At 62.6% G+C, this 19,594-nt stretch carries 15 protein-coding genes, 1 pseudogene and 1 riboswitch; of the genes and pseudogenes, 9 read left to right on the top strand and 7 right to left on the bottom strand.

What is annotated here, in order from left to right:
* Window positions 1-61: 61 nt before the first annotated feature.
* Window positions 62-1,081: a branched-chain amino acid aminotransferase gene (locus MOP87_RS10860; RefSeq protein ID WP_023535596.1), complete on the bottom strand. Its 1,020-nt coding sequence runs from the start codon at window positions 1,079-1,081 to the stop codon at window positions 62-64.
* A gap of 95 nt (window positions 1,082-1,176) precedes the next feature.
* Window positions 1,177-2,775: an ATP-binding cassette domain-containing protein gene (locus MOP87_RS10855; protein WP_242810523.1), complete on the bottom strand. Its 1,599-nt coding sequence runs from the start codon at window positions 2,773-2,775 to the stop codon at window positions 1,177-1,179.
* Between the two features lie 337 nt (window positions 2,776-3,112).
* Window positions 3,113-3,326, top strand: a riboswitch (cobalamin riboswitch).
* Between the two features lie 99 nt (window positions 3,327-3,425).
* On the opposite strand from MOP87_RS10855, the gene cobW reads away from it, so the two are divergent.
* The 4 genes from cobW to MOP87_RS10835 all read left to right on the top strand — a co-directional run bounded on the left by cobW (window position 3,426) and on the right by MOP87_RS10835 (window position 9,935).
* Complete coding sequence (gene cobW, locus MOP87_RS10850; protein WP_027914903.1) at window positions 3,426-4,493, top strand: cobalamin biosynthesis protein CobW; 1,068 nt, start codon at window positions 3,426-3,428, stop codon at window positions 4,491-4,493.
* Window positions 4,494-4,496: 3 nt separating this feature from the next.
* Window positions 4,497-8,258, top strand: coding sequence for a cobaltochelatase subunit CobN (gene cobN / locus MOP87_RS10845; protein WP_242810522.1), 3,762 nt, complete (start codon window positions 4,497-4,499; stop codon window positions 8,256-8,258).
* Between the two features lies 1 nt (window position 8,259).
* Window positions 8,260-9,270: an ATP-binding protein gene (locus MOP87_RS10840; RefSeq protein WP_140174245.1), complete on the top strand. Its 1,011-nt coding sequence runs from the start codon at window positions 8,260-8,262 to the stop codon at window positions 9,268-9,270.
* A gap of 119 nt (window positions 9,271-9,389) precedes the next feature.
* On the top strand, window positions 9,390-9,935 hold the full coding sequence (locus MOP87_RS10835) for a VWA domain-containing protein (protein WP_232097609.1): 546 nt from the start codon (window positions 9,390-9,392) through the stop codon (window positions 9,933-9,935).
* A 101-nt stretch (window positions 9,936-10,036) separates the two neighbouring features.
* Here the strand turns inward: MOP87_RS10835 and MOP87_RS10830 are convergent, their stop codons facing one another.
* The gene (locus MOP87_RS10830; protein ID WP_023535558.1) at window positions 10,037-10,303 is read right to left on the bottom strand and encodes a hypothetical protein; all 267 of its coding nucleotides are present in this window, start codon (window positions 10,301-10,303) and stop codon (window positions 10,037-10,039) included.
* A 341-nt stretch (window positions 10,304-10,644) separates the two neighbouring features.
* On the opposite strand from MOP87_RS10830, the gene MOP87_RS10825 reads away from it, so the two are divergent.
* Window positions 10,645-11,967, top strand: coding sequence for a sigma-54 dependent transcriptional regulator (locus MOP87_RS10825; protein ID WP_027914907.1), 1,323 nt, complete (start codon window positions 10,645-10,647; stop codon window positions 11,965-11,967).
* A 25-nt stretch (window positions 11,968-11,992) separates the two neighbouring features.
* Here the strand turns inward: MOP87_RS10825 and MOP87_RS10820 are convergent, their stop codons facing one another.
* Window positions 11,993-13,993: a U32 family peptidase gene (locus tag MOP87_RS10820; RefSeq protein WP_028687481.1), complete on the bottom strand. Its 2,001-nt coding sequence runs from the start codon at window positions 13,991-13,993 to the stop codon at window positions 11,993-11,995.
* Window positions 13,994-14,201: 208 nt separating this feature from the next.
* Here MOP87_RS10820 and MOP87_RS10815 point away from each other — a divergent pair.
* Together MOP87_RS10815 and MOP87_RS10810 are read left to right on the top strand one after the other, a co-directional pair.
* A pseudogene (locus MOP87_RS10815) lies at window positions 14,202-14,435 on the top strand (hypothetical protein); the annotation flags it as partial.
* Between the two features lie 105 nt (window positions 14,436-14,540).
* Complete coding sequence (locus MOP87_RS10810; protein ID WP_028687480.1) at window positions 14,541-14,978, top strand: hypothetical protein; 438 nt, start codon at window positions 14,541-14,543, stop codon at window positions 14,976-14,978.
* Between the two features lie 145 nt (window positions 14,979-15,123).
* On the opposite strand, the gene MOP87_RS10805 is transcribed toward MOP87_RS10810, so the two are convergent.
* The gene (locus MOP87_RS10805; RefSeq protein ID WP_027914909.1) at window positions 15,124-15,504 is read right to left on the bottom strand and encodes a RidA family protein; all 381 of its coding nucleotides are present in this window, start codon (window positions 15,502-15,504) and stop codon (window positions 15,124-15,126) included.
* 126 nt (window positions 15,505-15,630) lie between these two features.
* On the opposite strand from MOP87_RS10805, the gene MOP87_RS10800 reads away from it, so the two are divergent.
* A complete protein-coding gene (locus tag MOP87_RS10800) occupies window positions 15,631-16,344 on the top strand; it encodes a class I SAM-dependent methyltransferase (protein ID WP_028687479.1) in 714 nt (237 codons plus the stop codon).
* Between the two features lie 5 nt (window positions 16,345-16,349).
* Window positions 16,350-17,282: a LysR family transcriptional regulator gene (locus tag MOP87_RS10795; RefSeq protein WP_242810521.1), complete on the top strand. Its 933-nt coding sequence runs from the start codon at window positions 16,350-16,352 to the stop codon at window positions 17,280-17,282.
* Between the two features lie 49 nt (window positions 17,283-17,331).
* Here MOP87_RS10795 and MOP87_RS10790 read toward each other — a convergent pair whose 3' ends face one another.
* Together MOP87_RS10790 and MOP87_RS10785 are read right to left on the bottom strand one after the other, a co-directional pair.
* Complete coding sequence (locus tag MOP87_RS10790) at window positions 17,332-18,483, bottom strand: acyl-CoA dehydrogenase family protein (RefSeq protein ID WP_242810520.1); 1,152 nt, start codon at window positions 18,481-18,483, stop codon at window positions 17,332-17,334.
* 16 nt (window positions 18,484-18,499) lie between these two features.
* The gene (locus MOP87_RS10785) at window positions 18,500-19,570 is read right to left on the bottom strand and encodes an enoyl-CoA hydratase/isomerase family protein (RefSeq protein ID WP_242810519.1); all 1,071 of its coding nucleotides are present in this window, start codon (window positions 19,568-19,570) and stop codon (window positions 18,500-18,502) included.
* Window positions 19,571-19,594 lie beyond the last annotated feature (24 nt).

The raw sequence follows: 19,594 nt of genomic DNA, 5'->3' as shown, positions 1-19,594 counted from the left end.
ACGCGCAAAAAAAAGCGCGCCCCCTGAGGAGCGCGCCTTTGACATCAAGCAGCTTCGGTGATCAGGCCACTTTCACGATCCAGCCTGCCGGCGCTTCAATGTCGCCGCTCTGAATGCCGGTCAGCTCGTTGTAGAGCTTCTGGGTAACGGGGCCGACCTTCTCAAGGTCATGGAACACATGCAGCTTGCCGTTGTACTCGATGCCGCCGATGGGGGTGATCACCGCCGCGGTACCGCAGGCACCTGCCTCGATGAAGCGATCCAGTTGGCTGATTTCCACATCCCCTTCGATGACAGTCAGGCCCAGGCGAGACTGCGCCAGCTCCATCAGGGACAAGCGGGTGATGCCGGGCAGTACCGAAGCCGACTTGGGCGTCACGAATTCGTTATTGGCCGTGATGCCGAAGAAGTTGGCCGAGCCCACTTCCTCGATCTTGGTATGGGTCAACGGGTCGAGGTAGATGGCATCGGCGAAGTTGGCCTTTTTCGCCTCATAGCCTGGCTGCAGGCTGGCCGCATAGTTGCCACCGACCTTGGCAGCGCCGGTACCTTGCGGGGCAGCCCGGTCGAAGCTGGAGATCTGGAAGTTGTGTGGCTTCATGCCGCCTTTGAAGTACGAGCCTACCGGGATGGCGAAGATGGAAAAGATGAACTCCGGCGCGGTGCGCACGCCAATGTTGTCACCCGTGCCGATGACGAATGGGCGCAGGTACAGGGCGCCTTTGCCGTGGGGTGGCACGAAGCGCTCATTGGCCTTGACGACCTGCTTGCAGGCTTCGATGAACACGTCTGTAGGCACGTGGGGCATCAGCAGGCGCGCGCAGCTGCGCTGCATGCGAGCAGCATTCTGGTCGGGGCGGAACAGGTTGATCGAGCCATCCTTGCAACGGTAGGCCTTCATGCCTTCGAAGCACTGCTGGCCGTAATGCAGGGCCGTGGAGCCTTCGCTGATATGCAGCACGTTGTCTTCGGTCAGGGTGCCTTCATCCCACGCGCCATCGCGCCATACAGACAGATAGCGTTTATCGGTCTTGATGTAGTCGAAGCCGAGCTTGTCCCAGTTAATGCTTTCGTTGCTCATGACACCCTCGTTGTCTTGCAAGTGCCCACGTTGGGGCTGCTGTTATATGCGCACACGCCACCTTAATACATCTTCGCCGGATCGGAAATGTCCTATCACGACTTGGCAGGCGGCTGCGCAAGGTGCAGATAGCGGTCGAGCTCGAGCGCATCGAGCAACACCTGGTCGTGGGAAGCGATGATCAGCGCGCCGGTGAACTTCTCCAGCATCCTTTCCAGGGCCTGGAGCGATGGCAGGTCAAGGTGGTTGCCAGGTTCGTCCAGTAGTAGCAGTTCTACCGGGCGCCTGCGGTACAGAATCGCTGCCAGGGCCGCCTTCATGCGCTCGCCTCCACTGAGCAGCCTGCTGGGCAGCACGACACGCGCAGCGTCCAGGCCCAACTGAGCCAGCAGCATGCGGGCACGGCTCGGATCCAGTGCCAGGTTGGCCTGTTGCACGTGTTCCAGCGCGCTCACGTCGGCAGACAACACGCTGCAGTGCTGGTCGAGCAGCGCTGTTTCGCCTGCGACCAGGAGGTTGCCTGCAGGCGCTGGCAACTGGCCGGCGATCATCTTCAGCAGGGTGCTCTTGCCACTGCCATTGACGCCGGTGAGGGCGCAGCGTTGGCCCTGACGCAGGCTGAATTCGATGGGTACCGATGTGCCATGCGGCAGGCGCAAGGTTTGCAGCACTAACACTTGCCGCTGGACGCTGGGCTCAAGCGTTGGCGCGTGCACGGTAATTTCGCAGGCGCTTTCGACCGCTTGCGCAGCTTCGCGCACCCTGTCGGTCAGCCGTTGCTCGGCCTCCCGATGGCGTCGGCGCTGCTTGCCAAGTGTCGCCTGACTGCCTTGCTGTCGGTGATCGACCAGGATCTTGGCTTGGTTGACGTGCTTGGCCTTGCGCCCCGCCCGGGCCTGCGCTTTGTCCAGTGCCTGGCGTTGCTGCAGCAGAGCTCTGGCTTGCTGCTGTTGGGAGCGCTTGAGGTACTCCAACTGCTGTGTAGCTTGCGTGGTTTCGCAGCGCTTTTGCGCGTGATAGTGGCTGAAGTTGCCGCCATAGGCTTTCAGACCCAGGCTTGACAGTTCGAGAATACCGTCCATGTGATCGAGTAGAGACCGGTCATGGCTTATCACGAGCAGGCCGCGGTTCCAGGTTTGCATCATCGCCAGCCATTGCGAGCGGCCGTGGTCGTCAAGATGGTTGGTAGGTTCATCGAGTATCAGGAAGTCGGCCTCGCTCAACCAGGCACCCATCAGCGCCACACGCATGGCTTGCCCGCCGCTCAGGGTATGAACAGGGCGTTGCAGCTCCAAGTGACCCAGGCCATGGCGATGCAGGTGGGCGCGCAGGCGCTCGGGCGCATCCCAGCGCTCGCCAACGGTGTCGAAGTCAGCCGCCTCTAGGCTGCCCATCTGGATTCGTTCGAGCGCTGCGATCAATGGGCCCATCTGGGCCAGATCGGCTACGGTCTTGCTGGTGTCGATCACCTGTTGATCGACAAGATGGACACGGCCAAAGCGCCGGCACGTGCCGCTGCTTGGCAACCGCCGGCCAGCGAGGAGTTGGCCAAGCAGGCTCTTGCCAACGCCGTTGCGACCCACCAATCCGGTTCGGGTACTGTCGAAGGTCTGTGTTAGATCGGTGAACAGTGGCCTGCCATCTGGCAAGACCAGGGTGACGCTGTCCAGCGTAAGGATAGACGTAGTCGTCATGTGCAACTCCACGAATGCCGCGACATTTCCGGTGGCGACCGGAAAGTGAAGACTGGCCGTCTAACAGACGGCGGCATCAATGGCGCATTGGACGAATACCTCGTGATGGGGACGTGGAAAGAGTAGAGGAGGCTGGGCGGCGCGTAAAGTGGGGCAGACGCTGAGGGGAGTGGTGAGTGCCTTGCACTTATTCTTTTGGTTGAAGCGGCCGCTCCTGCACACGTACTGCGCTACGCTCAGCGCTGTGCCCCTGTGTGAACCAGAGGATGCTCGCCGCCTGCCAGCAGTGCGGCGCCCCCACAGCCTCGACAACGGTTGACCACCCGACGGCCACTGCGTAGCCTTGGCCGTTCGAGGTTCTTCGGCCAGGCCGGAGCTAAGACGGGAACGCGGTTCAAGCCGCGGCTGCCCCCGCAACTGTAGGCACCATCGATGAGTCGACACTGCCACTGCGCCAGGCGCGGGAAGGCGTCTTCTCCCAAGCCCGGTCCTGATGACCGTGCCTGGCGCAGGTGCAAGCCAGGAGACCTGCCTCGCAACGTTTTCGACTTTAAACCGGGCGGGGTGATCCGGTGGCGAACATGCCCGGCCAGTCTGGTCGACGGCACTCGTCCTGCATGCCCGCGCCATTCTGCCAAGGGCACTGCAACATGAAAACACTGGCCAAGCTCCCCGTTACCATCGTCACCGGCTTCCTGGGCTCGGGCAAAACCACCCTGTTGCGCCACATGCTCGACAATGCCCAAGGGCGACGCATCGCCGTGATCGTCAACGAATTCGGCGAGCTGGGCATTGATGGCGACATCCTCAAGCAGTGCAGCATCGGTTGCACCGAAGAAGAGGCCAATGGCCGCGTGTACGAACTGGCCAACGGTTGCCTGTGCTGCACCGTCCAGGAAGAGTTCTTCCCGGTGATGCGCGAACTGGTGGCGCGCCGCGGCGACCTGGACCATATTCTGATCGAAACCAGCGGCCTGGCTCTGCCTAAGCCACTGGTCCAAGCCTTCCAGTGGCCTGAGATCCGCACTGCCTGCACTGTCGATGCGGTGATCACCGTGGTCGACAGCCCTGCCGTTGCCGCAGGCACTTTCGCCGCCTACCCGGACCAAGTCGACGCCCAGCGCAAGCTGGACCCGAACCTGGACCACGAGTCCCCCCTGCACGAGCTGTTCGCTGACCAACTGGCCAGCGCCGACCTGGTCGTGTTGAACAAAGCCGATCTGATTGACGCCGACGGCCTGGCCAAGGTACGTGCCGAGGTCGCTGAAGAGCTGCCAGCGGCCGTCAAAGTTATCGAAGCCAGCAGTGGCAAATTGCCGCTGGAGGTGTTGCTGGGCCTGGGCGCCGAGTCCGAGCAGCACATCGATGCCCGCCCGACCCACCACGATGCCCATCACGACGGCGATGACCATGACGATCATGACCATGATGCCTTCGATTCCATCTCCATCGACCTGCCCGAATCCGATGAGCGAGTGCTGATCGAGGCGCTCAACCAACTGGTGGTCGAGTACGGCATCCTGCGCGTCAAAGGTTTCGCCGCCATTGCCGGCAAGCCGATGCGCTTGCTCATCCAGGGGGTAGGCACGCGCTTTGACAAGCACTTCGACCGCGCCTGGCGTGCCGAAGAACCGCGCATCACACGCCTGGTGCTGATCGGTCAGGACCTTGACCCTGCCCAGCTCGAAGCGCGTCTGCGCCAGGCCTTGGGCGCCTGACCCATGCACCTGCTGCGGACCCAGCCCGGCGGCTTCGTGCCGGACGACAGCATCGCCGACCTCGGCCAGACCCCTGCCGAACTGGTCATCCTCTGCAGCGGTGATTCGCACCTGGCCCTGCTCGCCGACAGCGCCGAGCAACTGCCCGGCGACTTCCCAAGCCTGCGCCTGGCCAACCCCATGCAGGTGCAGAACCACGCCTCGGTCGACCTTTATGTCGATCAGGTCTTGCAGCATGCCAAGGTCATCCTGGTGTCGCTGCACGGCGGCGTGGGGTACTGGCGCTACGGCGTGGAACAGTTGGTCACGCTCGCCGCGCGCGGCGTGCACGTGATCCTGGTGCCGGGCGACGACCGTCCCGACCCGGAACTGACCGGGCTCGGGTCCGTGCAGGGGGCGCAAGCCGAGCAGTTGTGGCACTACCTGCGCCAAGGTGGCAAGGCCAACGCACTCAACCTGTTCCATTACCTTGCCAGTCAGTGGCTGGACCGTGACTATTGCTGGTCCGAGCCGCGGGCGTTGCCCCGCACCTCGGTCTACCACCCTCTGGTGGGCAGTGGGGCGCTGGAGGACTGGTTCCCACACTGGGATACCGATTATCCGGTGGCGCCAATACTGTTTTATCGTTCGCACCTGCAGGCGGCGAACACGGCCTTCATCGATGTGTTCTGCCAGCGCCTGCAGGCAGCAGGTTTGAATCCGTTGCCCATTGCGGTGGCCAGCCTGAAGGAAAGCGCCTGCCTGGAACAGGTTGAGGCATGGCTCGACATTGTCGGCGCCGAGGTGGTGCTCAATACCACCGGTTTTGCCCTGTCCAGCCCTGAGCGTCCTAACCTGCGCCCGCTAAGACGAGACATCCCTGTGTTGCAGGCCATTTGTGCGCAGGACAACCAGCCGGGTTGGGAGGCCAGCGAGCAGGGCTTGGGCGCACGTGACCTGGCCATGCACATTGTGCTGCCCGAACTGGACGGGCGCATCATCACACGGCCGGTCAGCTTCAAGGACATGGCCTGGCACAGCGAGCGCAGCCAATCGGATGTGGTGTGCTACCGCGCGCACCCCGAGCGCATGGATTTTGTGGCCGAGCTGGCACGGCGCTGGGTGACCCTGGCGCGCCAGCCCAATGCGCACAAACGCGTGGCGTTGATTCTGGCCAACTATCCCACGCGCGATGGGCGCATCGGCAATGGCGTTGGCCTGGACACGCCGGCTGCGGCGCTCAATATCTTGCGTGCGCTGCGCACTGAAGGGTACCCGGTCAGCGAGCTGCCCGAGAGTGGCACCCAGCTGATCCATCACTTGCTGGGCGGTGTGACCAACGACCTGGACCACATCGATCAACGGCCGTGCGCCCAGAGCATGAGCCTGGTCGATTACCAGGCAGCATTCGACCGCCTGCCGGCCGCCAACCGCCAAGCGGTACTGGAACGCTGGGGGCCACCCGAGCAGGATCCAATGTTCCGCGAGGGCCGCCTGATGGTGGCAGGGGTGCGCATGGGGATGACCTTCGTCGGCATCCAGCCAGCACGTGGTTATCAGCTAGACCCCAGCGCCGTTTATCACGACCCGGACCTAGTGCCACCCCATGGGTACCTGGCGTTCTATTTCTGGCTACGGCATGGGTATGCCGCCGACGCCGTCATCCATGTCGGCAAGCACGGCAACCTGGAATGGCTGCCGGGCAAGGGGGTAGGGCTGTCTGATACATGCTGGCCGGATGCGCTGCTCGGCCCGCTGCCTAACATCTATCCGTTCATCGTCAACGATCCGGGTGAGGGCGCGCAGGCCAAGCGGCGCACGCAAGCGGTGATCATCGATCACCTGATGCCGCCGCTGACCCGCGCCGAGACCTATGGCCCGCTGCGCCACCTGGAGCAATTGGCCGATGAATTCTACGAAGCACAACTGCTCGACCCGCGTCGCGCCCGGGAGCTGCAACGCGACATCCTCGAACTGGTCAGGACCCATCACATCGACCGGGAATTGCAGCTCGAAGGGCAGCTTGACGATGCAACCGTCTGGTTGCCACGCCTGGACACCTACCTGTGCGACCTCAAGGAATCGCAGATCCGCGATGGTTTGCATGTATTCGGCCAGTCGCCCGAGGGCCGATTGCGCCTGGATACGCTGCTGGCACTGCTGCGTGTCGAGCGTGGCGATGGCCGTGGCGGCAATGCGAGTGTGTTGCGCGCCCTGGCCAAGACACTGGTCCCCGGCTTCGATCCGCTCGACTGCGACCTTGGGCAACCCTGGGAAGGCCCACGGCCTCTGCTACTGATGAACATCAGCGACCAGGCCTGGCGCACGGCCGGCGATACGCGCGAGCGCCTCGAACTGCTGGCATTGCAGGTTATCGAAGGTGCGCTCGACGGCTCGCTGCCAGCGTTGGAGGTGGAACTTGGAGCGCCCGTCCAGGCCGTTGTCGATCATCTGCTCGCTACAGTGGCGCCGAGCCTGGACGCCTGCGGCGCCGCCGAGATGAATGGGTTGCTTGCAGCGCTAGCTGGGCGCTTCGTGCCGGCCGGTCCTAGCGGCGCACCCAGCCGCGGGCGGCTTGACGTGCTGCCCACAGGCCGCAATTTCTACACCGTCGACGTGCGTAACTTGCCGACCACGACAGCGTGGCGGCTAGGCTTTACGTCGGCCAACCTGATACTCGAACGTCATTTGCAAGATCATGGTGACCACTTGCGTCAGCTCGGGCTGTCGGTGTGGGGAACCGCGACCATGCGTACCGGTGGGGACGACATTGCCCAGGCCATGGCGCTGATGGGCGTGCGCCCAGTGTGGGCCACCGGCAGCCAGCGGGTCGACGATTTCGAGATACTGCCACTCAGCCTGCTGGACCGTCCGCGGGTGGACGTGACGCTGCGGGTGTCGGGTTTCTTCCGGGACGCCTTTGGCAGCCTGATCCGCCTGTTCGATGCTGCCGTCCAGGCCGTGGCCGGACTTGATGAGCCCGATGATCTTAATCCGTTGGCTGCGCGCGTGCGCGGTGAGCGTCTGGCCTTGCAGCAGCAGGGCCTAGACGCTGAGCAGGCGGCTCGACAGGCCGGTTGGCGCGTCTTCGGCGCCAAGCCCGGTGCCTATGGGGCTGGCATCCAGAATGCGATTGATGGGCGGCTGTGGCAGACCCGTGAAGACCTGGCCGAGGTCTACCTGAACCATGGCAGCTATGCCTATGGCGCCCAGGACGAGGGGACGCCGGCCAGGGCGCAGTTCGTCGAGCGCCTGAGCAAGGTGCAGGCAGTGCTGCAAAATCAGGACAACCACGAACATGACGTGCTGGATTCCAACGATTACTACCAGTTCCAGGGCGGCATGCTGGCGGCCACCGAAACGCTGGCCGGCGCGTCCGTGGCCAGTTACCACGGCGACCACAGCCAGGTGGACCGACCGCGCATCCGTACATTGAAGGAAGAACTCAACCGCGTGATCCGCGCGCGCGCGCTGAACCCCAAGTGGATCGATGGCGTCAAACGCCACGGCTACAAAGGGGCGTTCGAGATGGCGGCGACGGTCGACAACCTGTTCGCCTTCGACGCCACGACGCACCTGATCGACGATCACCATTACCAGTCGCTGGCCGATGCCTACGTGCTGGACCCGGCGACCCGCGACTTCATGCGCGAGCACAACCCGCAGGCGCTGCGCGACCTCACCGAGCGGCTGATCGAGGCGCAGCAACGCGGCCTCTGGCAGTCCCCCGGCGAGTACCGCGATGCCCTGGAAGAACAGCTGCTCGATGGCGAGGAACAGGCTTGAAATGAACGACGCTGCACAATTTCCCCTGGCCGCCGTAGTGGGCGCCGACGATTTGAAGTTGGCCCTGTGCCTGACGGCCATCGATCCCAGGATCGGCGGGGTGCTCATCGAAGGCCCGCGTGGCATGGCCAAGAGCACCCTGGCCCGCGGCCTGGCTGACCTGCTGGGCGATGGGCCTTTCGTGACCTTGCCGCTGGGCGCCAGTGAAGAGCGCGTGGTGGGCACACTCGATTTGGATGCCGCACTCGGGCAGGGCAAGGCGCAGTTCTCCCCCGGCGTGCTGGCCCAGGCCAATGGTGGCGTGCTCTATGTCGATGAAGTCAACCTGCTGCCGGACACCTTGGTCGACCTGTTGCTCGATGTCGCCGCCAGTGGTACCAACCGCATCGAACGCGACGGCATTTCCCATCGTCACGATGCCCGCTTCGTCTTGATCGGGACCATGAACCCCGAGGAAGGCGAGTTGCGCCCTCAGCTACTCGATCGCTTCGGTCTGAATGTGGCGCTCGACGGTCTACCCGCGCCTGATGCACGGCAACAGATCATCCGGCGCCGGCTGGCCTTCGACCATGACCCCCTGGCGTTTTGTGCCCAGTGGGCACCGGCCCAGGAGGCCTTGCGTAAGCGCTGTCAGGCAGCGCGCCAGGCGCTGGACGACATTGCACTGGATGACCGGACCTTGGCCAGCATCACCGAACGCTGCTTCGCCGCTGGAGTCGATGGGCTGCGGGCCGATCTGGTGTGGCTGCGCGCGGCCCGCGCCCACTGCGCATGGCGCGGGGCGGCGGCCATCGAGGCGGCAGATATCGATGCGGTGGAAGATTTTGCCTTGCGCCATCGCAGGCAATCGCCCGCCCAGGCTACTGCGCCCGCAGCGCCCGAGCAGCCGCAGTCACAGACCGGCAACAGCTCGGCCGAGAAGGGCGGGCAGGGGGACTGGGGGTCTTTGGCCCCGCAGCCTGTGGCAAGCGGGCCAAGGCGTGAGGTGCCGAACTGGGCAAAAAAGCCCTGAGCATCCGTCAGCCGGCCAAGACGACGGGTGCGCAAGCAGGCAAGGGCGCGCGCTCAGGTGCAAGCCGCGGTCGAGCCCAGGCAGCCAGTGCTGGCCGGGTCGCCTGGTTACAAAGCCTATTGAAGGGCCGGCCCAGGCACCGCGACGATTTATGCTGGCACACCCGCAGGGGCGCACCGGCCCAGCTATGGCTGATCATCGTCGATGCCTCCGCTTCGACACGTCGTCATCAGGCGCTCGCGCACACCAAAGGACTATTGGCCACGTTATTCGACCATGCCTACCGCCAGCGGGCACGGCTGGCTTTATTGACGGCAAGTGGCAGTGCCCCACAATGGCAGCGCCATGGGCTCAAAGCTTCGGCGGCGCTGCAACCCTGGCTGCAGGCGCTGGGCGCGGGAGGCGGCACGCCGTTGCTGCCGGCGCTGGAGCAAGCAAGGCAGTGGCTGGGCGCTCGGCGCAAGGCCCATCCTAAAGAGGAAGTACGCTGCCTGGTGTTCACCGACGGCCGCCTGCAGCAATGGGGTACCGTCGAGCCCTTGCCGTGCTGCACATTGCTGGTGGACATGGAACTGACACCGGTCCGCCTGGGCCGTGCTCGCCTTCTGGCACAGCAATTGGCAGCGGACTATCAACACCTGCTAAGTTTCGAAGCGGTGAAGTAACAGCGGTGTGGTGCGGCAACAAGTCGCACGCAAGAAGGGTAAACAGGGACGGCTGGAAGTGCATGTGCGTGGCAGAGCACGCACATGTCGAAGCTGTTCATTTACTTGGGCATCGACCAAGGCTGCAGGTGGTAGCCTTTTTCACAAAGTTCAGCGCGTACTTCTTCGATCAGGTTAAGCCACTGGGCTTTGTCAGAATAAGTTTGCGAGGTTACCTGCTTGCTGCCGATGCGGGCGCTGGTACGGTCGATGACCGCCAGGCTCAGGTCGCCAGTGCCGTTGGGGGCGTCCCAGGCCACGCAGTGGAAGGGTTCGAAGGCGTGGTCGGCGATCAGCAGTGCTTCGTTGACACGGAGCGGGGCATTCATGGTTCGGTCTCTCTGTGGTCCCAAACATTCAAGTGACGTCCGCGTTGCTTCAAGGTCGCCTCATGTATCGCGAAATGCAGCGCGGGGTTATGTGTACTGATGCTCGACAACCGGCATCGAGTCACATGGGTACAGCAAAATAATCAACGATTATTCATTTTTCGTTCTAACGCGCCCCATGTGAGGACGTTACCCATCGAAAATTCCCCCGCCAAGTTACGAAAAGCCGTATTGGCAGACAAACGGTCATAGGCACCGTCAACTTCATTGCTACTGTTATTCGGGCGCCACAACTTACTGTTTTACTTCAAGAAACCAATACTTGGCGCCAAGGATCGGTCATGCAACAAACCGCAGTGCAACGCCGCCTGCTCATCGTCGATCCTTGTGACGATTGCCAGCGCCTGACGCCTGGCTTGCTAGAGGCTGGGTGGGATGTCGACAGCTGCACCTTGGCGCAGGCATTGGAACATCGCTGCGATGTAGGCGTATTGCGCCTGGATGAGGCGCATCTCAAACACCCGGACGTGGTCAAGGACATGATCAAGCGCAGCAACACCGAGTGGATCGCGGTGCTGAGCGCCGAACAACTGCGCTCCCCGGCCTTCGGGGATTTCGTCTGTGAATGGTTTTTTGATTTCCATACCTTGCCCTTCGATGAGTCGCGGGTACAGGTCACCCTGGGCCGGGCCTTTGGCATGGCGCGGCTGCGTGGCAAGGGCACGGTCAAGGCGCTCGACACCCAAGACGAGTTGCTGGGCGAGAGCCGGCCGATTCGAGAGTTGCGCAAACTGCTGGGTAAGCTGGCACCGACCGAGTCGCCTGTGCTGATCCGCGGCGAAAGCGGCACGGGGAAGGAGCTGGTGGCGCGTACGCTACACCGCCAATCGCAGCGTAGTGGCCAGCCGTTCGTGGCGATCAACTGTGGGGCCATCCCCGAGCACTTGATTCAGTCCGAACTGTTCGGGCACGAAAAGGGCGCATTTACAGGTGCCCATCAACGCAAGATCGGTCGCATCGAAGCGGCTAACGGCGGCACGCTGTTTCTCGATGAAATAGGCGACCTGCCGCTGGAGTTGCAGGCCAACCTGCTGCGCTTTCTCCAGGAAAAGCACATTGAGCGGGTGGGGGGCAGTCAGCCAGTACCGGTGGATGTGCGGGTGTTAGCCGCCACCCACGTGGATTTGGAGAGGGCCATCGAGCAGGGCCGCTTCCGGGAAGACCTGTACTACCGCCTGAACGTGCTGCAGGTGGTGACCGCTCCGTTACGCGACCGCCATGGCGATTTGCCGATGCTGGCCAACCATTTTGCCCATTTCTACAGCCTGGAAACCGGCAGGCGGCCTCGCTCCTTCAGTGAGCATGCGCTAACGGCAATGGGGCAGCACGATTGGCCCGGTAACGTGCGTGAATTGGCCAACCGGGTGCGCCGCGGGCTGGTGCTTGCCGAAGGGCGTCAGATCGAGGCCAAGGACCTGGGTTTGCAGCCATTTGCGCAACAGCCGCCGCTGGGCACCCTGGAAGAGTACAAGCACAAGGCCGAGCGCCAGGCGTTGTGCGATGTGCTGGACCGTCACAGCGACAACCTCAGCGTTGCAGCCAAGGTGCTGGGCATCTCACGGCCGACCTTCTACCGTTTGTTGCACAAGCACCAGATTCGCTGAAGACGCAGGCGGCGTACGACGCGCCTCAGTGAGGCGCGCGGACGATGGTCTTGAGCAGATCTTCCGGGCTGATGTGGCCGACGACCTGGGCCACGGCGCTGCCAGGGGTCGGCAAGTCGATGATGTGGTTCTTCATCTTGCCGATCACATGCATCTCGCAGGGTTTACAGTCGAACTTCAGGGTCAGTACTTCATCCCCTTGAACCAGCTGCATCGGCGCCACCTTGGTGCGCACTCCGGTCACCCCTTTGGCCTGTTTGGGGCACAGGTTGAAGGAGAAGCGTAGGCAGTGCTTGGTGATCATCACCGGCACCTCACCATGCTCCTCATGAGCTTCATACGCCGCGTCGATCAACTGCACCCCATGGCGGTGATAGAAATCCCGGGCTTTCTGGTTGTAGACGTTGGCCAGGAACGATAGGTGCGACTCGGGATACACCGGCGGCGGCGAGGTTTCCGGCTTGCGCCGGCCATGGGGGTGCGCCTGGATGCGTTGCTCGGTCAGCGTCTCGATGGCCTGCCGGCGCAGGGCCTTGAGCTGCGAGTTGGGAATGAAGAACGCCTGGGGGGCATCCAACTCGATGCTGTCGGCGTGGTAGAGCGTGGTGCCGAGTTGGCCAAGCAGGTCATGCAGCTGGTCCAGTGCTTGCTCTGGCTTGTTCGCCGGGCCGAATGGGCCATCCAGGGCGACTTGCACATGCACGCCTTCCTCGCTGGTCACGTTCAGGGTCAAGCGCTCCTCGCGTAATACCGCCTGCCAACGTACGCCGATGCGGCGCTCGGCCGAGGTCCGTTGCAGGGCCTGCTGCCAGTTGTGGTCCAGATTGCGCGAAAGCGGATGGTTTGGCCTTAGCTTGTGCAGCCCGGCAGGCATCTCGTTCGGTTCCACTCGGTAGCGCCAGCGTTTTTGACCGTCTTCTTCGAACTCGCCGCGTGCCTCGGCGATGTTGGCCCTGAACCCCATCACTTCGCGCTTGACCAGCACATTGAGGCCATCGCCGTTGGTCAAGGGTACGTCGGTGACGACCTGCAGGTCGCGCTTGCCCACTTTCTCCACCACACCCACCGGCAGGCCGGTGAAAGTAGGGGAGTCGAAGGCGCCGATATCGACCTTGCGGTCAGTCACGAAGTAGTCGGTGCTGCCGCGGTGGAAGGTTTTGTCCGGGTCCGGTACGAAGAAGTGCGCGGTACGACCGCTGGAAGCGCGGGCCAGGGCAGGGCGGTCTTCCAGGATGGCGTCGAGCTCCTTGCGGTAATGGGCCGTGATGTTCTTCACATAGCCCATGTCCTTGTAGCGCCCCTCGATCTTGAACGAGCGCACGCCGGCATCGACCAGGTCGCGCAGGTTGGCGGTCTGGTTGTTGTCCTTCATCGACAGCAGGTGCTTTTCGAACGCCACTACCCGACCTTGGTCGTCCTTGAGCGTGTAGGGCAGTCGGCACGCCTGGGAGCAGTCGCCCCGGTTGGCGCTGCGACCGGTCTGGGCGTGGGAAATGTTGCATTGCCCGGAGAATGCCACGCACAGCGCACCATGGATGAAGAACTCGATGGCGGCGTCGGTTTCGGCGGCGATCGCACGGATTTGCTGCAGGTTCAGCTCGCGTGCAAGTACCAGCTGAGAAAAGCCGGCCTGGTCGAGAAACTTGGCCCGCTCCAGGGTACGAATGTCGGTCTGGGTACTGGCATGCAGCTCGATGGGTGGAATGTCGAGCTCCATGACCCCCAGGTCCTGCACGATCAGCGCATCGACGCCGGCGTCGTACAGCTGGTGAATCAGCGCGCGCGCCGGCTCCAGCTCGTTGTCATGCAAGATGGTATTGATGGTGGTGAACACGCGCGCATGGTAGCGATGGGCGAATTCGACCAACTCGGCGATATCGCCCACCTCGTTGCAGGCGTTATGACGGGCGCCAAAGCTAGGGCCGCCGATATAGATGGCATCGGCGCCATGCAGGATGGCCTCGCGGGCGATGGCCACGTCGCGGGCAGGGCTGAGCAGTTCCAGGTGATGCTTGGGAAGGGACATGTCGTTATGGTTTCGGCTGTCACGGTATAGCCGGGCATTGTACCGACGATTCGGCCGGGCGACACCATCGGGCTGCGCTGGTCGGATGAATGCCTCTTGTCAGGCTGCGCCTGTGTTTCAACGACCTGGTATTTATGGCAGTTGCCTACAGTAGGCTCTCTGGACAGAGTAGGGCTGACAAGTCCATTGATGCAGGGAGGTGTATAACATGCTCAGGCCGGCATCCGCTTCAGGGCGTTGTCGCTTAACCCTTGTCACGCCTACGGCCTATACCCCGTATGGCTATAGCGCCATCGCACGCCTTTCCCAAACGGGTTACGTTGGGGCGGTACAGGAGGGGCTGCGGGGCTGTTATGGGTTTGGCCAGGGCTATAGATACCTCAACAGTGTCATGATGAGATTTGAAACACCCGATTCGTTGAGTCCGTTCGACCAAGGCGGCCTCAACGCCTATGCGTATTGCGCAGGCGATCCAGTCAATCACGTCGACCCAACTGGACACCTATTGGAAAGATTGAAGTTTTGGAAGCGGCCCAGATCTGCTCCCATGACGCCGTTAAAGCCGGAGATCGATTTTGGATTGGCGCAGGCCAGAGCACAACTCAAGCACACGCTCGGTATTTTACTGCGCCCAGAGAAAAGCAATGATTTGCGCAGTAATTTCATGGCTACATTGCGCGATAAACGCTTTAGAGAGCCCGCAGCGCAAGCGCTTGGTACCGACTGGCTCAATCGTCTTGAATCCAATCAGAAGGTTTGGGAATTTTTTGCTTCCGGAGAGTACCTGGACAGGCACTTCACCCGAATTCTGAAGCCTGATGCTGCCATCATCACCCGCTACATTGCAACAGAAGCTACCCTTGCGGCCTCTGGAATCGGACCAGAATCTTTTGCCAAACAGCTGAAATCTTTTCGAGTCGCTTCAATGGCACAGCTCGACCGTTCCGTTTTGCTTGAACTCAAAAAAATCAGACAGCAGCTTTAGCTCATGGTCCTGCACTGATTCTATCGGCCCAGACAAGGGCCGGCGGCGGCGTGGCATGGCTACCCTAGGGCGAGGGTTGAGCACGACCACTGCGAGCCGCCGCCAACGTGCGGCATTGAGACACCTGCCAGCAGGCGGCTAAGCGTCACTTCTTGGCCGCCATTGCCGTTACTTCCACGCGCATGCCCTCGAACGCGAGCGCCGCCACGCCTACGGCAGCGCGCACCGGCCAGGGTTTAGTGAAGAAACGTTGATAGACCCGGTTGAAGGCGGCGCGGTCGGCCATATCGGTCAGGTAGATGGTCAGGTGCAGCACCCGGTCCATGCCGCTGCCGGCTTTCTCCAGGGCATCCTTCAAAGCCTGCAACGTGCATTCGCTCTGCTCGACGATATCTCCCAACGCCAGGCTACCGTCAGGGTGTACCGGGACTTGAGTGGTCACCAGCATCCCGTTGTATTCGGCGACATCGGAGGAAATGGATTCTGGGTCGCTGTCCGGGGTGTAGACGATATCTGCATGTGCCATGAGGTCTGCCTTGCGGGGTAGAAAAGCCTCAAGCCTACGCGAGCGGCCTGCGCCGGTCGAGAGGCCGGTTTTTTGCAAAGCGCGGCATTCGCGGTCAGAATCGCCGCCATTGCAGAGAGGCTTACCGTGAACGAACACACCTTGTCCATGCGCCTGGAGCGCGTGGCCACCCATGTGCCTGAAGGCGCTCGTCTGGCTGATATTGGCTCTGATCATGGCTACCTGCCCGTGGCGTTGATGCTTCGCGAGCGCATTGAGTACGCAGTGGCCGGGGAGGTCGCCAACACCCCCTTCGCGGCCGCTCAACGCAATGTGCGCAAGCAGGGGCTGGAGCGGCGCATTGCCGTGCGCTTAGCCGATGGGCTGACAGTCATCGCGCCTGATGACCGCATCACGGTCGTCAGCCTGTGCGGCATGGGCGGCGAAACCATCTGCGAGATTCTCGAAGCGGGCAGGGCACACCTGGCGGGTGTCGAGCGCCTGGTACTGCAACCCAATGGCGCCGAGCCGCAGGTGCGTCAGTGGCTGATGAGCAATGGCTACCGTATCGTCGCCGAAGATGTTCTGCGCGAGCATCGCTTCGACTACGAAATCATCGTGGCCGAACCCGGTTATGTGGCCTACAACCCTCAGCAGTTGTATTTCGGCCCCCTGTTGATGCAGGACCATGGCCAGGCATTTCACGTAAAGTGGCAACGCATGCTTGGGCAAAAGAAGCAGACCCTTGCCAACTTCGCCCAGGCCCGCGTTGCCGTACCGCCGGCCAAGGTCGCAGACTTCGAACAACAGGTGGACTGGATCACCCGGCTGCTGGCCGAACGCCCCCACACCGAGGACTAGCCTTCATGGACATGTTGCAGGCCATGCGTACCTTCGTGCGGGTGGTGGAGTGCGGTAGCTTTGCCGCGGCGGCCAACGCGCTGGACATCTCCGCTGCTCAAGTCTCGCGCATCGTGGCGGAGCTGGAGAATCAGCTGCAAACCCGATTGCTGCACCGCACCACCCGACGCTTGCGCATGAGCGAGGCCGGGGAGCGGTTTCTTGAGCGCGCACGGCAGATACTGCTATTGACCGACGAGGCAGTGGGAGAGGCGCGGGGTGCTCACCTCACGCCCCGTGGCCGGCTACGCGTGCATTGTCCGCATGGGCTTGGAATGCTGTTGATGCCGCTGGTGGCGGGCTACAACGCGCTTTGTCCCGACGTGGTCATCGAGCTTACGCTTTCCCAGCGCAACCCTGACCCGCTCGCTGAAGGGCACGATGTGGTCATCACCGTGGACCAGGCATTGCCGGACTCACAGTTGATTGCCGTCCCCTTGGGCACGATTTTCAGTATTGCCTGTGCCGCTCCCGGCTACTTGGATGAAAAAGGCGTACCTGCCCGCCCGGACGATCTACACCAGCATCGCTGCCTGCGCATGGCCTACCCGCTGTACGAGGGTGACTGGGTGTTTCCGCAGGCAGGTGGGGATTGCGTCATTGCACCGCAGGACAGCTTCATGACCAACGTGGCGGACGCCATGCTGGTCGCCAGCGAGCTGGGCATGGGTATTGGTCTGCTGCCGTTCTACACTGCCAGCCAAGCCATGGAGCAAGGGCGCCTGTACCGGGTGCTGGCCGACTACCGGCTGCGGGAAAACGCCTTGTATGCGATTTATCCCTCGCGGCATTACCTGGACGCCAAGGTCCGAACCTGGATCGACTACCTCAAGGAGCGACTGCCGCCCATTTTCGCCGCCCACGCCCGCCTGGTCGAAGAGCCCCGTTATTGCCGCTGACGGCAGCGGGGCACAAGCTCACGCCGCCGCAGGCCAGGTAGGCCGGGCCTTACAGCGCGTAGTGTTTCAGCTCACGTGCGATCAACATCCGCTGAATTTCGCTCGACCCTTCATAGATCTGGGTGATTCGCGCATCACGGTAGTGCCGCTCGACCGGATAATCCTCAAGGTAGCCGTAGCCACCGTGGACCTGGATGGCCATCGAACACACCCGCTCAGCCATTTCCGAGGCAAACAGCTTGGCCTGTGACGCCTCGGACAGGCAGGGCCTGCCGGCGCTGCGCAGGCGCGCGGCATGCAGGATCAGCAAGCGAGCCGCATTGATCTGCACCTGCATGTCAGCCAGCAAGTTCGCAATGCTCTGGTGTTCGTGGATCGGCTTGCCGAACTGGACACGTTCCCGGGCATAGCCCAGCGCCGCTTCGAAGGCAGCCCGGGCGATGCCCAGAGCCTGGGCGGCGATGCCGATTCGGCCGCCTTCGAGATTGGACAAAGCGATCGCCAGGCCTTTACCGCGCTCGCCCAGCAAGTTGCCAGCCGGGATACGGCATTGGTCGAGTGTGACGGCGCAGGTATCGGACGCGCGAATCCCCATTTTGTGTTCGGTACGATCGACCTTGAAGCCGGGGTTGTCTGTCGGTACCAGAAACGCCGACAGCCCTTTCTTGCCAAGGTCAGGATCGGTCACGGCGAACACGACGGCCAGCCCGGCGCGACGGGCATTGCTGACGAACTGCTTGCTGCCGTTGATCACCCACTGCCCGTCGATCAACTCGGCGCGGGTGCGCAGGTTATGGGCCTCGGATCCTGCCTGGGGCTCGGTCAGGCAGAAGCAGCCAATCACCTCGCCACTGGCCAGCCGCGGCAGCCAGTATTGCTGCTGTTCGGAGCTTCCATAGGCCAGCAACGGGCCACACCCTACCGAGTTGTGGATGCTCATCAAGGCCCCGGTGGCGCCACACCCGACTGAAATCTCTTCCACCGCCAGCGCATAGGCCACGTAGTCGGTATAGCTGCCGCCGAAGGCCTCGGGGACCACCATGCCCAGCAAGCCAAGCTCACCCATGCTGCGCACGACGGCGTCATCGATCCAGCCGGCCTTTTCCCACGCCTGGGCATGGGGGGCGATCTCGCCGCGGGCGAAGTCGCGGGCCATGTCACGGATCATGATCTGCTCTTCGCTCAGTTCCACGTCTTGCATCTGCTTGCTCCCGGGCTCACAGGCCTTCGAAGAATTGATCGACCCGCTGGCGGTCCAGCCCCTGCAATGTAGGGGGGTTCCAGCGCGGCTGCTTGTCCTTGTCGATGATCAGGGCGCGCACCCCCTCGATGATGTCGCCGTGCTGGAACCACTGGCGATCCAGGTGCAACTCCATGGCGAAGCAGTCTTCCAGGCTCAACTGTCGGCCGCGTCGTAACATCTGCAACGTCACGGCCATGGCCAGTGGGGATCGGGTTTCCAACAGCTCTGCAGTGGCAACGGCCCAGGCATGGCTGTCGCCGATGCTGACGGCACGCAACTGCTCGACGATAGCTGCCATATCGGGCAGGGCGAAGAAGTGATCGATCGCTGGGCGCAGCGCAGCCAGTGGTGGCGCTTCCAGCGCCTGTGTGCCCAGGCGCGCCAACAGGTTCTGCAAATCCTTGAGCGGATTGTCATTGAGGGATAACTGGTCCAGCTCGCGATCAAGGGTTTCGATCTTGTCGCTCGTCACATACCAGTTGGCCAGGCCGCAATACAGGGCATCGGCCGCCTGGACCTGTGTGCCGGTGACGCCGAGGTAGGTCCCCAGCTCGCCCGGCAGGCGGGACAGGAAGTAGCTGCCCCCCACGTCGGGGAAATAGCCGATGCCCACCTCTGGCATGCCCAAGCGGCTGCGCTCGGTGACCACCCGCAGCTCGCAGCCCTGCGCCAAGCCCATGCCCCCGCCGAGGGTAAAGCCGTCCATGAGCACCAGGATAGGCTTGCGGTAGCGGTGTATCAGCAAGTCCAGGGCATACTCTTCGGCGAAGAAAACCGCGTGCAGGTCGTCACCGGCTTTGTAGCTGTCATGCAGCGAGCGGATGTCACCACCGGCGCAGAAGCCCTTCGGCCCTTCGCCGCGCAGTACGACGGCGCGGATGTTCGGATCACCGGCCCACGCGTCCAGGTGCTTGCGCAAGCTGCGCACCATGTCCAAGGTCAGGGCGTTCAACCCAGCGGGGCGGTTGAGACGCAGGTGGCCGATCTGGTTGCGAACCTCGCTCAGAATGTGTTCGGTAACCGGCGTCTGAATAAGCGCTGTCATTGCGGTCTCCCTGCTTGTTATTGA

The organism is Pseudomonas sp. I3-I5, from assembly GCF_022699445.1.
GTDB classification, from domain to species: Bacteria; Pseudomonadota; Gammaproteobacteria; order Pseudomonadales; family Pseudomonadaceae; genus Aquipseudomonas; species Aquipseudomonas fulva.
Note: the sequence above shows the minus strand (reverse complement) of the source record. Positions and strands in the feature narration are given on the sequence as shown.

Excerpts from the sequence above, each read along its gene's own strand:
- MOP87_RS10860 (WP_023535596.1), bottom strand. The coding sequence starts at position 1,081 with ATGAGCAACGAAAGCATTAACTGGGACAAGCTCGGCTTCGACTACATC.
- MOP87_RS10855 (WP_242810523.1), bottom strand. The coding sequence starts at position 2,775 with ATGACGACTACGTCTATCCTTACGCTGGACAGCGTCACCCTGGTCTTG.
- cobW (WP_027914903.1), top strand. The coding sequence starts at position 3,426 with ATGAAAACACTGGCCAAGCTCCCCGTTACCATCGTCACCGGCTTCCTG.
- cobN (WP_242810522.1), top strand. The coding sequence starts at position 4,497 with ATGCACCTGCTGCGGACCCAGCCCGGCGGCTTCGTGCCGGACGACAGC.
- MOP87_RS10840 (WP_140174245.1), top strand. The coding sequence starts at position 8,260 with ATGAACGACGCTGCACAATTTCCCCTGGCCGCCGTAGTGGGCGCCGAC.
- MOP87_RS10830 (WP_023535558.1), bottom strand. The coding sequence starts at position 10,303 with ATGAATGCCCCGCTCCGTGTCAACGAAGCACTGCTGATCGCCGACCAC.
- MOP87_RS10825 (WP_027914907.1), top strand. The coding sequence starts at position 10,645 with ATGCAACAAACCGCAGTGCAACGCCGCCTGCTCATCGTCGATCCTTGT.
- MOP87_RS10820 (WP_028687481.1), bottom strand. The coding sequence starts at position 13,993 with ATGTCCCTTCCCAAGCATCACCTGGAACTGCTCAGCCCTGCCCGCGAC.
- MOP87_RS10810 (WP_028687480.1), top strand. The coding sequence starts at position 14,541 with ATGACGCCGTTAAAGCCGGAGATCGATTTTGGATTGGCGCAGGCCAGA.
- MOP87_RS10805 (WP_027914909.1), bottom strand. The coding sequence starts at position 15,504 with ATGGCACATGCAGATATCGTCTACACCCCGGACAGCGACCCAGAATCC.
- MOP87_RS10795 (WP_242810521.1), top strand. The coding sequence starts at position 16,350 with ATGGACATGTTGCAGGCCATGCGTACCTTCGTGCGGGTGGTGGAGTGC.
- MOP87_RS10790 (WP_242810520.1), bottom strand. The coding sequence starts at position 18,483 with ATGCAAGACGTGGAACTGAGCGAAGAGCAGATCATGATCCGTGACATG.
- MOP87_RS10785 (WP_242810519.1), bottom strand. The coding sequence starts at position 19,570 with ATGACAGCGCTTATTCAGACGCCGGTTACCGAACACATTCTGAGCGAG.